We start from the raw sequence: 14328 nt of genomic DNA, 5'->3' as shown, positions 1-14328 counted from the left end.
AGCCGGGGGCACGCAGAGTGCGACGACGCACCCGGCCGCGAGCATGCAGGCCCCGACAGTGCGGCAGGGCCGCCTTCGTGTCCGGCGAATCCGCAGCTGTCGCGTCGCCATGGCCGGCCTCCTGGGCTCCCGGCACCCTTCCCCCATGGCGGTGCCACTGGTTTTCGAACGCTTCGTCCGGTTCAGCCCTCCGACCCGCAAGGACCAGGATGGGGGCATTCCTCGGGCGACGGTAAGCGACACGGGCCGTCTGCGCCTGCTCAAAGCCATGCGGGTGGACCGTTCGGCAGACGCGGCCTCACCCGGACAGGCGGCGGTGTTCTGCGTTGCGGGGTACCGGTAGTGAGAACCCCTGGGCAGCAACCGGACGACGACAGGGAGCCGCCAATGACCGACAAGCCGACCGTCAGCGTGCTGGGCACCGGCATCATGGGGGCCGCGATGGCCCGGAACCTGTGCCGCGCCGGGCTGGAGGTCCGCGCGTGGAACCGTACGCGCGAGAAGGCCGAGCCGCTCGCCGCCGACGGCGCACGGATCGCCGGCACACCCGCCCAGGCCGTCGAGGGCGCCGACGTCGTCCTGACGATGCTGTACGACGGCAACACCGTCCTGGACGTCATGCGCGAGGCCGCGCCGGCCCTGCGGCCCGGCATGGTGTGGGCGCAGTGCACCACCGCCGGGACCGAGCTGGTCACCGACCTGGCCGCCTTCGCGGGGGAGCACGGGCTCGTCTTCTACGACGCCCCCGTCCTCGGCACCAAGCAGCCCGCCGAGGCCGGTCAGCTGACCGTGCTGGCCGCCGGGCCGCAGGAGGGGCGGCAGACGGTCGCGCCCGTCTTCGACGCGGTCGGCGCGAAGACCATGTGGACCGGGTCCGACGCCGGCGCAGGCAGCGCCAGTCGGCTGAAGCTGGTCGCCAACAGCTGGGTGCTCGCGGCCACCGCGGCGGCCGGCGAGGTCCTCGCCCTCTCGCGGGCCCTCGGCGTGGATCCGCAGGGGTTCTTCGACCTCATCGAGGGCGGTCCGCTCGACATGGGGTACCTGCGGGCGAAGGCCGCGCTGGTGCTCGACGGCAAGCTGACCCCGCCGTCGTTCGCGGTGGCCACCGCCGAGAAGGACGCCCGGCTCATCGTCGAGGCGGGCGAGCGCGCAGGGGTGCGGCTGGACGTCGCCGCCGCGACCGCGCAGCGGTTCGCCCGCGCCGCCGCCCAGGGCCACGCGGACGAGGACATGGCCGCCGCGTACTTCGCCAGCTTCGGGGACCAGGCGTCGACATGACGGGCCGGGGTGCCGGGGCGCACCCTGGAAGCAAGGGTTTTCGGAGGTGATCGTCATGATGCACACCGCTGTGGGATGGCATGTCGAACTTGAGTTCAAGGAGGATGATCAGCACACGAAGGCGGCGGCCCTGGTGCGCTTGCCCGACGGAAGTGAGGTACGGGCGCACGGCCACGCAACCCGGCACCGCGTCGACGCCAACCAGCCGAGGGTCGGCGAGGAGATCGCCGGCGCACGTGCCCTCAACGAACTGGCCATGCAACTGCTGACCAAGGCACACGACGAGATCGACGCGGCGTCCGGACGGACCTCGCACACGATCAACGTGTGACAACGCGCACGGTGTGACAGGACGCGACCTGGGTGAGTGCCGTGCGTACCGCCCGTACCAGCGCCTGTGCCCTCGGGTCCGCCGTCACGCTCTTGCGGAAGCCGTTGGTGACATAGCCGAAGGCGATCCCGGTCTCCGGGTCGGCGAACGCGAGGGCGCCGCCCCGGCCCGGGTGGCCGAAGGAGCCGGGGGAGAGCAGCGGGGACGCGGCGCCGTGCAGCATGTAGCCGAGGCCGAACCGGGTGCCGACCACCAGCACCCGGTCCGGTCCGGCGGACTGCTCGGCGCGGGCCAGTTCCCTCGTCTCCGGGGTGAACAGCCGCCTGCCGCCGTCGACCTCGCCGATGAGCGAGGCGTAGAAGCGGGCCAGGCCGTCGGCGGTGGCGATGCCGTTGGAGGCGGGCAGGGCGGCCGCGCGGTAGGCGGGGTCGTTCTCGTCGGGAAGCGGGGTGATCGCGGCGAACGCGCGCCGGGTCAGCGAGTCCGGGTCGGCGTAGGCCTCGGCCACGGCGCGCTTGGGGCGGGTCCTCAGGCCGTTCACGGCCTCTGCTGCCTCGACCGGGCCGACGCGGCCCACGCGCGCTTGCTCCGACTCCGGCAGGCCGAGCCACAGGTCCGCGCCGACCGGGCCGGCGATCTCGTCCGCCAGCCACTCGCCGACCGGGCGCCCGGTGATCCGCCGGATCAGTTCGCCGGTGAGCCAGCTGTAGGTCTGGGCGTGGTAGCCGTGATCCGTGCCCGGCTCCCACACCGGCGCCTGCGCGGCGACGGCCGCGGCGCCGAGATCGGGGTCGGCGGCCTCGGCGGGGGTCAGCGGGCGGTCCAGTACGGGCACGCCCGCGCGGTGGGCGAGCAGGTGCCGGACGAGGGTGTGCTCCTTGCCGGCCGCCTTGTACTCGGGCCAGTACGCGCCGACCGGGGCGTCCAGGTCCAGTTCGCCGCGCTGGTGCAGGAGCAGCAGTGCGGCGGCGGCGACACCCTTGGTCGCGGAGCGCACGATCTGCGCGGTCCCGGGTTCCCAGGGCGCCGTACCGTCCACATCCCGGGTGCCGGCCCACAGATCGACGACCTTGTGCCCGTCGCGGTACACGGCGACGGCCGCGCCGCGCTCCCCGAGCAGCGCGAAGTTCGCTGCGAACGCCTCCCTGACCGGCTCGAAGCCCTCGGCCACTGTGCCGTTCACGTCCACGCCCGCCGTCCCTTCGGTCACTGTCCCATCGCCTGCGACTGTGGGTGCAACGCGGGCTGCGCACCTGTGATTCCTCGGCGGGGTCAGCCCAGCAGGATCGTTACATCGATGTTGCCGCGCGTGGCGTTGGAGTAGGGGCAGACCTCGTGCGCCGCGTCCACCAGCCGGGCCGCCACGTCCGCGTCCAGCACCGGCAGGGAGACGCTGAGCGCGACCGCGAGGCCGTAGCCGCGGTGCCTGTTCGGGCCGATGCCGACCTTGGCGGCCACCGTGGAGCCGGTCAGGTCGTAGCCGGCGCGGTTGCCGACGAGGATCAGCGCGTTGTGGAAGCAGGAGCTGTAGCCGGCCGCGAACAGCTGTTCCGGATTGGTGCCGTTGCCGTCGCCGCCCAGCTCCGGAGGCATCGCGACCTTCAGCTCGATCTGCCCGTCCTGGCTGGTGACATAGCCGTCGCGGCCGCCGTGGGCGGTGGCCTCGGCGACGTACATGATCTTCGTCGGGCGGGTGTCGACAGCGGTGTCCTCGGTCATGGCCGGCCTCCCCCGGAACAAGTGGCGCACAAGTACATCGTGCACAAGGTACTGGCCGGTACGTCAGCAGGCGGCACCAGGGGGTGGCAACCGTGGGTAACGCGCGATCAGTGCGCGATCAGTGCGAGATCGGCGCGCGATCAGTGCGCGATCGGGCGCGATCAGCGCCGGTCGGCCGCCGCGTCGGCGCGCTCGGTGAGCTTCCACAAGGCCTCGCGCAACCACGCGACCTCCTGCGCGCCGAGGCCCGTCGTGGTGAGAAGTGCGCCGGGTATGCGCGCTGCGCGCTCCCTGAGTTCCTCTCCGCGCCCCGTGCACGCGACCAGCACCGAGCGCTCGTCGCCGGCCGCGCGCTCCCTGCGCACCAGGCCCGCCCCTTCCAGCCGCTTCAGCAGCGGCGAGACGGTGCCGTAGTCCAGGCGCAGGGCGCGCGCCAGTTCCTTCACGCTGGTCTCACCCCGCTCCCACAGCACCAGGAGTACGAGGTACTGCGGGTAGGTGAGCCCGAGGTCGTCCAGGAGCGGACGGTATGCGGCGGTCACGGCCCGCTGTGCGGCATACAGCGCGAAGCACAGCTGGTCGTCCAGCAGCAGCGACCCCTCGGCGGCGCGGTCCTCGTTCGTCACGCACCCATTGTCACGGACTTGGGATCGACGCCGGACGGCAGCTCCATGCGGTACGCACGGTGACCTCCGCGCTCACCGTGAGTTGCTCTCGCATCCCAGCGAGGCGTAAATCGGAAAATATGGGACATTAGGGAGAAAGCGGAAGCGCGGCTTCCGCACAGGTCACTCAGGGTGAAAGGGTGATCCGATGTCTGTGGTCGAGCAGTACGCGCGCGCCCATATCGTCACGGACGAGGAGGACCCCGGGGCCGTACCGGTGGTGCTTCGGTACGACCCCGACTCCGATCCTCGGTCGGTCCGGGTCGGCCTGCCGGGACCGCACGAGTGGACCTTCTCGCGCGCGCTGCTGGAACGGGGCCTGCGCGCACCGGCCGAGAGCGGCGCGGTGCGGGTGTGGCCGTGCGGGCGCGTCCAGGCCGTTGTGGAGTTCCACTCCGACAACGGTGTCGAAGTGGTCCAGTTCGAGTCGAAGGCGCTGGTGAGATTTCTGCGCCGGACGTACACGGCGGAGCCGGTAGGGGCCTGATCAGCTCGCCTGATCAGCCCATCTTCAGGAGGGACGCGACGATCGGCCCGGCCGTGTCGCCGCCGTGGCCGCCTGCCTGGACCACACCCGCGGCGGCCAGGTCGCCCTTGAAGGCGGTGAACCAGCCGTTCGGCTTCTTCTGGCCGTCGACCTCGGCGGAGCCCGTCTTGGCGCCGTAGTCCCCGCTCATGCCCGCCATCGCCTTGGCCGCCGTGCCGTAGTCAGCGGTGAACCGCATGACCTGCTTCAGCTGGGACTGCGTCTTCGCGGACATGGTGCGCGACGCCTTCGCCAGGGTGCGGTGGTCCACCTCGGGGGACACCAGGTACGGCTGGTGGAAGGCGCCCGACTCCACCGTGGCCGCCACCGACGCCATGTTCAGCGGGTTCATCCGCACCCCGCCCTGTCCGATCAGCGAGGCGCCCATCTGCGCGCCGCTCTGCACCGGGACGGAGCCGTCGAAGGACGGGACGCCGATGGCCCAGTTGTTCATGGCGAGGCCGTAGACCTCCTGGGCCTCCTTCGTCAGGTCGCTGCTGGACAGCTTCGGCGCGAAGTCGATGAAGGCGTTGTTGCAGGAGGCCCCGAAGCTCTGCTCGAAGGTGCCCTTCTTGATCTCGGAGTCGCCGTCGTTGTGGAACGTCCAGCCGGCCAGCTTGTACGTCTTGGGGCAGGGGTGCGAGGCGTCCGGGGTGATGAGCTTCTTCTCGAACAGCATGGTCGACGTCACGATCTTCATCGTGGAGCCGGGGGCGAGGGAGCCCTGGAAGCCGACGTTGAAGCCGTGCTCGCTGTTGGCCACCGCGAGGATCTCGCCGGTCGAGGGCCGCACGACGACCACGGAGGCCCGGGAGCGCTTGCCGACCTGCTGCTCGGCCGCGGCCTGGAAGGTGGGGCTCAGCGTCGTCTTCACCGTGCCCGGTGTGCCCTTGCTCAGTTCCACCAGCGTCTTGTCGGACAGCCCGGCCTTCTGCGAGGCCTTGCCGCGCACGACACGCAGCTCCACGCCCGCCTTGCCGCCCGCCGTCTTGCCGTACTTCTCCCGCAGCCCGTCCAGCACCGGCCCCAGGGAGGGATACTTGGCGGCCGTCAGCTCGCCGCCGTCACGGTCCAGCGCCTTGATGGGCGGGGTGCCGGACTCGCCCGTGACGAGCGTGTCGCCGTCCTTCAGATCCGGGTGGACGACCGACGAGTGCCAGTCGACCAGCGGCTTGCCGTCGCTCGCCCGCCGCACCACCGTGAACGAGCTGCCGTAGGTCAGCGGCTTGCTGAGGTTCTGGTACGACACCGTCGCCTTGACCGAGAACGGCACCTTGGCGCCCGTGGGCGTGCCGGCGGTCAGCGTGACGTCCTTCAGACGGGCGTCCTTGGTGTAGCCGGTCAGCAGCCCGGTGGCGGCGGAGGCGTCGTCGGTCGCGGCGGCCGCCTCGCCGATCCTGCCCTGCTGCCACGCGGTGAGGAAGCGGGCGGAGGCCGTGCGGATCTCGGCGGCGCTGAGCGGGCCGGTCTTGACGGCCTTGTGGTCGGCCGAGGCGGACGCCTGCTCGTCGGCGGCGGCACCGCCACCGGTCAGCGCATAGACGGCGAACCCGGCACCGCCGACGACCAGGGCGATGACCCCGCCGACCAGGGCGGGCCCGGTCGTCCTCCGTCGCTCGGCGACGCGCCTTCTCTTGCCCACAGCCTCAGATCCTCCGTGCCTTCCCCAGGGTCCCCGTAGCCCTCACCATCCCCAACGACGGCACTCACCATAAGGTCCCCTCCACGGCGGGTGATGTCTGCGGCAAATCCGTAGCACTCTTGCGACAATCGGGCCGGGTGCCGGTTCGCGACATTTCATGCTGAGCCGGGCGGACGCTCCCCGGGCAGGACCGCGTCGAGGCCGTCCTGACAGTGGTCGGCGACTGCCGGGACCTCGCCCCTGCCGGTCGCCGTACCCGGTGTGACGCGCATCCTGGCTAGGCCGGCCAGTTGGCACGACCCCAGTCGATCAGCTGGACCATGTCGTCGCCGCTGGCCAGCGAGTTGTCCACATCGCCGTTGAAGCTGCCCTCACCGGAGACCACTCCGCAGAGCCGGACGTTGCCATCGGTGAAGGCGGCGAAGAACGGGCCACCGGAGTTGCCGTGATTGAGGCTCGCCTCGGTCTCGATGATCTGCCCGTTGTCGTCCTCGTAGTCGTCTTCCATGCTCTGTCCCCACTGCACCGCGGGACGCTGGCCGCCTCCGACGTCGTACGGATATCCCACGTTGGCCCAGACCGCCTGGCCCCGCCAGCTGTCGGCGAAGGCGGTGGAGCCCAGATAGCCCCACTGCCCTATCGGGTCGAAGAGGCGGCAGAGCATGTAATCGTGGCCCAGCTTGTACTCGTCGTCGCTCTCAGCGTCATAGTGACGCAGATCGCTGACGTAGCTGGCTCCCCAGGACCACGTCCTGGTCCTGCTCGGGGTCCGCCTCGACGGATCCAAGGAGCTGATCGCGCTGGCCGAGGGGCTTCGGGAGAGCACGGAGTCATGGGCCGACCTGCTGCGCGGCTGCCGCCGCCGCGGGATGCGCGACCCGGAGCTCGTGGTCGGAGACGGTGCGATGGGGCTCTGGCGGGCTCTGGCCGAGGTGTTCCCCGCCGCCCGGCATCAACGCTGCTGGGTCCACAAGGCCCGGAATGTGTCGAACTGCCTGCCGAAGTCGGCACAGCCGAGCGCGACGAAAGCGTTGCAGGAGATCTGCAACGCCGAAGACCGCGCCCACGCCGAGAAGGCGATCGAGGCCTTCACGAAGACCTACGGCACGAAGTCGCCCAAGGCCGTCGCGAAGATCACCGACGACGCCGAGGAGCTTTTGACGTTCTACGACTTCCCGGCCGAGCACTGGGTCCACCTGCGGACCACGAACCCGATTGAGTCGACGTTCTCCACGGTCAAGCTCCGCACGAAGGTCACCCGCGGGGCGGGCAGCCCTGTTGCGGCCCTTGCGATGGTGTTCAAGCTGGTCGAGTCCGCCCAGGCCCGCTGGCGCGCGATCACTGGAGCTCACCTCGTGCCCCTGGTCCGCGCTGGTGCTCTGTTCGAGAACGGCATCCTCGTCGAGCGCGAGGAGCAGGCAGCTTGAGCACGTCGGAGAGCGCCCGGCCGGGCCATGGCGGGGCAGTCCAATTGCCCCAAGCCCGTGGAATTGTTCAGTCGCCTGACACTCCCCAAAATGCAAGTGCGCATGGGACGCCGTCCTCGTAGAGGGCCATGCAGTGGCCGCTCCACCTCGGAGCTTCCTCCAAGGCATCCAGGTCTCCGGGATCCATGCCGTTGAAGTCCGCAAGGCTTGGTTGATCGGAGCCGAACCCAGCGCGGATTGCCGCCACACTCAGCGGCCGGACAGTCCCGAAATCGTGCTCGTCCTCCGTGGCGATCACCCGGTCAACGTCCAGCACCGAATGGGTGCCGCTGGTGCCCATGAACTCCCAGTAGACCGGATTCTCAAACAGTTCACCCGGCGAGGCCGGCGCAGGCAACCCCCACTCCGTCGGACTGAAGTACTCGCCAGACGCCAGAACCTGCGCCCGCACAGTCCGTAGCGCGGCGCCGAAGTCGCTCTGGTACGGCGTGACATACCTCCAGCCCGACGCCCCCACGTGTGGCCCCTCCCGCCTTGCCCCAAACCGGTGCCACATTCTAAGTGAGGGTCCAGCCACTACGACGCTGGCCCTCGAAGGTCATGGCTTGACCACAGGTCTTGACTATTGCTCCGTGTCTCCGTGTCCCCCCAGGGTTGGGCGCTGGCCGCATAATGCGCGCATCGCTCGCCAGTGTGGAGCCACTGTCACCGGACTGTGATCCAAGTGCATCCGTGAGCCTGACCCCATAGGCGACGAAGGGCTCCGCTTCCCTGCCGGTTGGCTGAGGTGCCGGGGGGCTCCTTCGCTACCGTCCCGCCATGGATTACCTAGCGATAACCGGTACCGTCGCCGCCGGCCTCAGCGCCGTGGCCACACTCGGCTCGTGGAAGGCAGCACACCGCGCGAACAAGACCAGTGCCTCAGGCGCAGGAGACGGGCGAGCGCGCCTTCCAGACCGCCGAAGCCGTGGCGCGCATTGAACGCGACCGCCGGCGCGAGGAATGACGCCCACAGTTCGAACCGTGGCTGGAGCCGCGATCGCCGCAGCACTCCATGCTGAACGTGCACCTGCTCGGCCCTGATGAACTGGGCGAGGTGGAGATCGTCAGCATTCGCGTGGACGACGACGACAAGGACCGCACAGGCCTGATCTACGGCAGTACTTCCCGCGAGGACATCCTCAACCACGTCTGGGGGCCGTTCCGGTTCACACCGCGCGCTGACAACGCGGACGCACACGGGCGAGCCGTGGGCCCTGAAACCTTGAGGGTCGGCCGGGGTCGGCCGTTTCAGATGGAGCCCACTCGACCCGGCCACTGGAGACGCACCTTTGAACCGGCCGCCCAGCACGCTCCAAGAGGGGAGTAGAGACTGCCGCGTCAGCGTCAGCCTCGGAAGAATTCACTGTCAGTGCAGATGGCGTGCATGAAGCACTCCCAGCCTTGTGCTGGTATTTGCAAGAATGGTTTTGCTGTGTTCTTGCTGTCTCGAATGTGCACGAATGGAAATTCCCATGCCACTTCAATGCAATTTGAAGTGGCGCCTGAATGAGAGCTCTTCTGCCATGCGGATAGTCCGTGCATCAGATCTCCCTGATCAGTGACATAAAGAGATCGGCCAGTGGTCGTTTCATCACGGCTGCAGGTGGCGAAGCTGGATTGCCATACGCCTGACGGTTACGGTGATCGGATGCGTGGCCGGCAGATTGATGCAATCGGTTTCGAGCGCAGTGAGTCGGTCTAGTGCTTCGTCATTCCGCCCGGCTTCCATCAGGAACTGGGCTACGCACTTGCGTCGATCCAACACGGCTGGGTCTTTTGGCCCTAGGATGCTGACGCTCTTTCGTACGGCTGCTTCGAGGAGGGGTAGTCCCTCATCGTGGTCTCCAGACGCAAATATGCTGCTTGCGAGTCCAAATTCCAACCCCAAGACCAGGCGATGACTGTCCCCCAAGGTTGAGGCGGCCCGGCCTTTTAGCCGTTCGTAAAGAACACGGGCTTCGGAAGGGCGACCGCAATGGAAAGTGAAGGATGCGACCATGCTTTCTGCCATCAGTGTCTCTTCATGGTCAGCGCTGAGCTCCCGTCGGAGAGCCCGCGTTCGCTGCTTGGCGACGGCCAAGGCTTCCTCTGCAGAGCGCATGGGCGCGTCCGATTCCCACAAGATCGCCTCGGCTTGACCGATACCTGCTTCTGCCGCACGTCGTAGTGCTGGAAGGGCTAGCGCGAAGTTTCCAGATGAATATACGTTGCAGGCCATTGCGTAGGCCTCATTGGGTGAGGCGAGGTTCATGACTGCCGCCCAGACGGGTTCCGGTATGGGGTCCTGCGCGGGAAGATCGATCAAATAGTCGAAAGCCAGGAATCCGCGTTCGGTGTCGCCTAGTAGCAGGCTGTTCGCCCCTGCGGGGACCGTAGGGGTCAAAGCCCAGTTCAGCGCCTCTTCGAATGACTCGGGGCGTAATTCCACTCCACCGCGGCGAACAAGGTAGCCCTCGTGAAGTTGCTGGAGAATCTCCGCGGGCAAAGGACTGTGGTAGCCAGCGCGGCGGGCATCGACAGCCGCTGCAATCAGTGCCGCACCGCGAGGGTGGTGCCCTGGGACCCACGCGTGCTGCCAGCCTTCGACTAGTTCCGGGCCAGCTGCTAACAGTTCGGCTACGCCGAAGCGCTGATCACCGGCCAGCGCCCGGATGAGTCGGGGGTCAGTCGTCAATGCACGAGCGCGTTCGCGCTCGGTAACTGTCCATCGCCTCTCGACGTGGACCACTTGAGCTTGTCTCAATACGGCCCGACCTTGACGCCAGATTTCTTGCGCGGGCCCGGACGCCTCGACCTCCCCACGATCACGGTAGCGGTCGTATTCGTGACTGCGCATGGTGGCCAGAACCAGAACCTGCCGGTCCGAGATCAAAAGGCGGTGCAGCGTGGACGTTGTCAACCCACCTGGTCCGAGGAAACGTTCCAAGTCATCCAGCCACACCACACAGTCGTTTGCTGCTTCCCAGTCGGCCAACAGCACTTCAATGGCCTCGCGTGTTGAGGGGGCTACAAAATGCCGATCAGGGCACAGCAGTCGAATCGCCTCGAAAGCGGCTCGCGTCTTACCTGCAGTGGACTCGCCGACCAGCAGGACGAAGCCCCCATGTCGCAGGGCAGCGTGCAGGTGCGGCTCCATGTCCCGAGTGACATACGCCGGTACCCGATCGAGCCTGCCTTGCCGCATGGCGGTTTCGGCTGGGTGTACTCCCACCGCGATGGGGTCACGTAAATCCCGTACCAGCGGGAAGTGCCCTCCGGCTGAGGTCACCTCTAAGGCCTCAGGCCGACGACGAGCCGCCTCAGCCTGCCGCTGCCACTCCGCTTGAGCGCCTACCGCAACGACACTCACTATGGCCGCGACTGCGGCCCCCAGCACTCCCGCCGATGCCTCGGACCCCCACAGCGCGGCGAGTATTCCGATCACCGCGCTGACGACCATTACAGCGAACAACCGTACCCACGGCCGGTGCTTGCTCCCCGAAATCACCACCGTTCCCCCACCTTCCGATGGCAAGGGACTGCCCGGGGAGCATGCCCTGGATAGTCAGAGCCTAACCAGTAGGCGGCGTCGGGCCACACTGGCCTGTTCAGCGCGCTGTGTGAGTACGAGTGCCCGTGACACAGCACAGCTGTATGCGTGTGGGGTACGTCTGGGGCTGGCTGCAAAGAGAAGCGAGGAACGGCACGTGACGGGGGGCGTCGCGCGCGGTCTGTAAATGTGCTGTGGTGCCGTAGTCGGGCGTCCTCCGGGCCGTCCGAGGGTGGCCAGCAGCAGCCACTAACGACCAACAATGACCCCGAGGGCGCGGCCAGCCGCCGCGCCCTCGGGTTGTGTCCGCCCGGCTACACCCAGGTGTCCAGCCACATCCGCGACCGCCACGAGTCGATCGGGATCGCCGTGCCCGTGTACAGAGGCCAGAAGTAGATGAAGTTCCAGGCGATCAGCAGCACCAGGACGCCCGCCGCCGACGCGCCGATCACGCGGCGGGTGTCGGAGGAGCCCGGTGGGCCGATGATCGCGCCGATCAGCATCGCCACCGCGAGGCACAGGAAGGGCAGGAAGACGACCGCGTAGAAGAGGAAGATCGTCCGCTCCTGGTACAGGAACCAGGGCAGATACCCCGCCGCGATGCCGCACGCGATGGCACCGGCGCGCCAGTCGCGGCGGAACGCCCACCGCCACAGCACGTAAAGGATCGCGAAGCAGGCCGCCCACCACAGCAGCGGTGTGCCGATCGCCAGCACCTCGCGGGCGCACTTCTGGCCCGCGTTCGCCGGGCAGCCGTCGGCGCCGGGGTTCGGTGACTCGTAGAAGTACGACACCGGGCGGCCCAGCACGATCCAGCTCCACGGGTTGGACTGGTAGGTGTGCGGGGAGGTCAGGCCGACGTGGAACTTGTACACCTCGTGCTCGTAGTGCCACAGACTGCGCAGCCAGTCCGGCAGGAAGCTCCAGCTGCCGCCCCTGCCGTCGGTGGCCGCCCAGTTGCGGAAGTAGCCGCCGGTGCCGTCCGTCGGGGAGAGGATCCAGCCGAGCCAGGAGAGCAGATAGACCGCGATCGCCACCGGCACCGTCGCCAGGAAGGCGATGCCCGTGTCGTACTTCAGGGCCGCCGCGTACGGGTGCCGGGCGCCGGCCGTCTTGCGCGCACCCACGTCCCACAGCACCGCCATCACACAGAAGGCGGCCAGGATGTACAGGCCGTTCCACTTGGTGCCGATGGCCAGGCCCAGCATCAGCCCGGTCGCCCAGCGCCAGGGGCGCAGGCCGAAGCGGAACGTGTCGGCGACGCGCTCGTCCGGGCGGACCCGGCCGTCGGCGTCCACGGGCAGGGCCGCGGCCAGCCTCTCCCGTGACCGGTCCCGGTCGATGACCAGACAGCCGAACGCGGCCACCACGAAGAACATCAGCACGCCGTCGAGCAGCGAGGTCCGGCTCATCACGAAGTGCAGGCCGTCCACCGCCATCAGCGCGCCCGCCAGGCAGCCGAGGAACGTCGAGCGGAACAGCCGGCGCCCGATCCGGCACAGCAGCAGCACGCTCAGCGTGCCGAGCAGCGCGGTCATGAACCGCCAGCCGAACGGGTCGAACCCGAACATCAGCTCGCCGAGCCCGATCACGTACTTGCCGACCGGCGGATGCACGACGTACGCCGCGTCCGTCGGGATGGCGACATGGCCGTGCGTCTGCAGCACCAGGTCGTTGGCGTTCTTGTCCCAGTTGACCTCGAAACCGCGGTGGACGAGCGCCCAGGCGTCCTTGGCGTAGTACGTCTCGTCGAATATCACCGCGCGCGGGCTGCCCAGGTTCCAGAACCGCATCAGGCCCGCCATCAGCGTCACCAGCAGCGGACCGACCCAGCCCGACCAGCGGGTGATCCGTTCGGCGAGGAGCGGCGGCACGCCGAGCACCTGCCACAGCCGGGGGCCCGGCTCGGCGTACGGGGGCACCAGCCGGCCGCGTACGTCGCCCGAGGGCGCGTCCTTGGCCGGTACGTACCCGAATCGGCGCAGCCGCTGCTGCCACGACGGCCGCTGGTCGTGCGGTGCCTGGCCCTGCCGGAGGTCCATGGAGGACGCGGTACTGGTCACTCGCGCCATGGTAGGGAACCGTTCTGTGCGAGTCCCGTGCATGTGGGGTACCGGTCGGGTACCAGTCGGGATGCAGTCGTTTTCCGCGGGGAGCGGGGGCGGGCCGCGGGCCGGCCGGGGGCTGGGAGGATGGGGGTGTGACTGGAACCCTTGTCCTGGCAGGTACCCCCATCGGCGACATCGCGGACGCGCCGCCCCGGCTGGCCGAGGAGCTCGCCGGCGCCGACGTGGTCGCCGCCGAGGACACCCGGCGGCTGCGCCGGCTCACCCAGGCCCTCGGCGTCACGCCCAAGGGCCGCGTCGTGTCGTACTTCGAGGGCAACGAGTCCGCCCGTACGCCGGAGCTCGTCGAGGAACTGCTCGGCGGCGCGCGCGTGCTGCTCGTGACCGACGCCGGGATGCCGTCCGTCTCCGACCCGGGCTACCGGCTGGTCGCGGCCGCCGTGGCGCAGGACATCCGGGTCACCGCCGTACCGGGGCCGTCCGCCGTGCTCGCCGCGCTCGCGCTGTCCGGGCTGCCCGTCGACCGCTTCTGCTTCGAGGGCTTCCTGCCGCGCAAGGCCGGCGAGCGCCTGTCCCGGCTCCGGGAGGTCGCGGCCGAGCGGCGCACGCTGGTCTACTTCGAGGCCCCGCACCGGCTCGACGACACCCTCGCCGCCATGGCCGAGGTCTTCGGCGCGGACAGGCGGGCCGCCGTGTGCCGGGAGCTGACCAAGACGTACGAGGAGGTACGGCGCGGCCCGCTGGCCGAGCTGGCGGAGTGGGCCGCGGAGGGGGTCCGCGGGGAGATCACCGTGGTGGTCGAGGGAGCGCCGGAGGCCGGGCCGGAGGAACTCGACGCGGAGGAGCTCGTGCGGCGGGTACGCGTGCGTGAGGAGGCGGGGGAGCGGCGCAAGGAGGCGATCGCGGCGGTGGCCGTGGAGGCGGGGGTGCCGAAGCGGGTTGTTTTCGACGCGGTGGTTGCAGCGAAGAGCTCCGCTGGGTGAGCCGGGGCCGGGTAGCGCCGTGGGGGCTTCGGTTTCGCGGCGGGCTGCGGGTCCGTCGTGGCTTGTCGCGCAGTTCCCCGCGCTCCTTCGGGGCGCTGCCCCGGCCCGCGCCGATAACCC

The 14328-nt window shown here is 69.1% G+C and carries 14 protein-coding genes and 1 pseudogene; 6 read left to right on the top strand and 9 right to left on the bottom strand.

Annotated elements, in window-relative coordinates:
* Nucleotides 1–387: 387 nt before the first annotated feature.
* Both ACZ418_RS12865 and ACZ418_RS12860 read left to right on the top strand, forming a co-directional pair.
* Nucleotides 388–1278, top strand: a complete 891-nt coding sequence (locus ACZ418_RS12865; RefSeq protein WP_468361375.1) for an NAD(P)-dependent oxidoreductase — start codon at nt 388–390, stop codon at nt 1276–1278.
* A gap of 55 nt (nt 1279–1333) precedes the next feature.
* Nucleotides 1334–1609 (top strand): DUF1876 domain-containing protein, encoded by a 276-nt coding sequence (locus ACZ418_RS12860; protein ID WP_468361372.1) that lies wholly within the window; start codon nt 1334–1336, stop codon nt 1607–1609.
* On the opposite strand, the gene ACZ418_RS12855 is transcribed toward ACZ418_RS12860, so the two are convergent.
* From ACZ418_RS12855 to ACZ418_RS12845, 3 genes are all read right to left on the bottom strand, one after another.
* Nucleotides 1599–2798 (bottom strand): serine hydrolase domain-containing protein, encoded by a 1200-nt coding sequence (locus ACZ418_RS12855; protein ID WP_468361369.1) that lies wholly within the window; start codon nt 2796–2798, stop codon nt 1599–1601. The genes ACZ418_RS12860 and ACZ418_RS12855 overlap by 11 nt on opposite strands.
* A gap of 83 nt (nt 2799–2881) precedes the next feature.
* Nucleotides 2882–3328 (bottom strand): organic hydroperoxide resistance protein, encoded by a 447-nt coding sequence (locus ACZ418_RS12850; RefSeq protein WP_468361366.1) that lies wholly within the window; start codon nt 3326–3328, stop codon nt 2882–2884.
* A gap of 161 nt (nt 3329–3489) precedes the next feature.
* A complete protein-coding gene (locus ACZ418_RS12845; protein WP_468361363.1) occupies nt 3490–3954 on the bottom strand; it encodes a MarR family winged helix-turn-helix transcriptional regulator in 465 nt (154 codons plus the stop codon).
* A gap of 187 nt (nt 3955–4141) precedes the next feature.
* Between ACZ418_RS12845 and ACZ418_RS12840 the strand changes: the two genes are divergently transcribed.
* Nucleotides 4142–4480, top strand: coding sequence for an SsgA family sporulation/cell division regulator (locus ACZ418_RS12840; protein ID WP_468361360.1), 339 nt, complete (start codon nt 4142–4144; stop codon nt 4478–4480).
* A 13-nt stretch (nt 4481–4493) separates the two neighbouring features.
* Here the strand turns inward: ACZ418_RS12840 and ACZ418_RS12835 are convergent, their stop codons facing one another.
* Together ACZ418_RS12835 and ACZ418_RS12830 are read right to left on the bottom strand one after the other, a co-directional pair.
* Nucleotides 4494–6161, bottom strand: coding sequence for a penicillin-binding transpeptidase domain-containing protein (locus ACZ418_RS12835; protein WP_468361356.1), 1668 nt, complete (start codon nt 6159–6161; stop codon nt 4494–4496).
* Between the two features lie 277 nt (nt 6162–6438).
* Nucleotides 6439–6948 carry a trypsin-like serine peptidase gene (locus tag ACZ418_RS12830; protein WP_468361353.1) on the bottom strand — a complete coding sequence of 170 codons (510 nt, stop codon included), beginning with the start codon at nt 6946–6948 and terminating at the stop codon, nt 6439–6441.
* On the opposite strand from ACZ418_RS12830, the pseudogene ACZ418_RS12825 reads away from it, so the two are divergent.
* Nucleotides 6911–7588 (top strand): annotated as a pseudogene (locus ACZ418_RS12825) (IS256 family transposase); the annotation flags it as partial. The gene ACZ418_RS12830 and the pseudogene ACZ418_RS12825 overlap by 38 nt on opposite strands.
* Nucleotides 7589–7655: 67 nt before the next feature.
* Here the strand turns inward: ACZ418_RS12825 and ACZ418_RS12820 are convergent.
* Nucleotides 7656–8105: a hypothetical protein gene (locus ACZ418_RS12820; protein WP_356316906.1), complete on the bottom strand. Its 450-nt coding sequence runs from the start codon at nt 8103–8105 to the stop codon at nt 7656–7658.
* 537 nt (nt 8106–8642) lie between these two features.
* On the opposite strand from ACZ418_RS12820, the gene ACZ418_RS12815 reads away from it, so the two are divergent.
* Nucleotides 8643–8957: a hypothetical protein gene (locus ACZ418_RS12815; RefSeq protein WP_468361350.1), complete on the top strand. Its 315-nt coding sequence runs from the start codon at nt 8643–8645 to the stop codon at nt 8955–8957.
* Nucleotides 8958–8974: 17 nt separating this feature from the next.
* Here ACZ418_RS12815 and ACZ418_RS12810 read toward each other — a convergent pair whose 3' ends face one another.
* The 3 genes from ACZ418_RS12810 to ACZ418_RS12800 form a co-directional block, all read right to left on the bottom strand.
* A complete protein-coding gene (locus ACZ418_RS12810; RefSeq protein ID WP_468361347.1) occupies nt 8975–9172 on the bottom strand; it encodes a DUF397 domain-containing protein in 198 nt (65 codons plus the stop codon).
* A 49-nt stretch (nt 9173–9221) separates the two neighbouring features.
* Nucleotides 9222–10766, bottom strand: a complete 1545-nt coding sequence (locus ACZ418_RS12805) for a hypothetical protein (RefSeq protein ID WP_468361344.1) — start codon at nt 10764–10766, stop codon at nt 9222–9224.
* A 707-nt stretch (nt 10767–11473) separates the two neighbouring features.
* A complete protein-coding gene (locus ACZ418_RS12800) occupies nt 11474–13222 on the bottom strand; it encodes a dolichyl-phosphate-mannose--protein mannosyltransferase (protein ID WP_468361341.1) in 1749 nt (582 codons plus the stop codon).
* A 137-nt stretch (nt 13223–13359) separates the two neighbouring features.
* Between ACZ418_RS12800 and rsmI the strand changes: the two genes are divergently transcribed.
* Nucleotides 13360–14208, top strand: coding sequence for a 16S rRNA (cytidine(1402)-2'-O)-methyltransferase (rsmI, locus tag ACZ418_RS12795; RefSeq protein ID WP_468361338.1), 849 nt, complete (start codon nt 13360–13362; stop codon nt 14206–14208).
* The last annotated feature ends 120 nt before the right edge of the window (nt 14209–14328 follow it).

It is taken from the genome of Streptomyces sp. NPDC030820 (assembly GCF_055572075.1).
This window is presented reverse-complemented; position numbering and strand designations above follow the sequence as displayed.

Coding starts and splice junctions, on each gene's coding strand:
- ACZ418_RS12865 (WP_468361375.1), top strand. CDS start 388: ATGACCGACAAGCCGACCGTCAGCGTGCTGGGCACCGGCATCATGGGG.
- ACZ418_RS12860 (WP_468361372.1), top strand. CDS start 1,334: ATGATGCACACCGCTGTGGGATGGCATGTCGAACTTGAGTTCAAGGAG.
- ACZ418_RS12850 (WP_468361366.1), bottom strand. CDS start 3,328: ATGACCGAGGACACCGCTGTCGACACCCGCCCGACGAAGATCATGTAC.
- ACZ418_RS12840 (WP_468361360.1), top strand. CDS start 4,142: ATGTCTGTGGTCGAGCAGTACGCGCGCGCCCATATCGTCACGGACGAG.
- ACZ418_RS12815 (WP_468361350.1), top strand. CDS start 8,643: ATGCTGAACGTGCACCTGCTCGGCCCTGATGAACTGGGCGAGGTGGAG.
- ACZ418_RS12810 (WP_468361347.1), bottom strand. CDS start 9,172: ATGCACGGACTATCCGCATGGCAGAAGAGCTCTCATTCAGGCGCCACT.
- ACZ418_RS12805 (WP_468361344.1), bottom strand. CDS start 10,766: ATGGAGCCGCACCTGCACGCTGCCCTGCGACATGGGGGCTTCGTCCTG.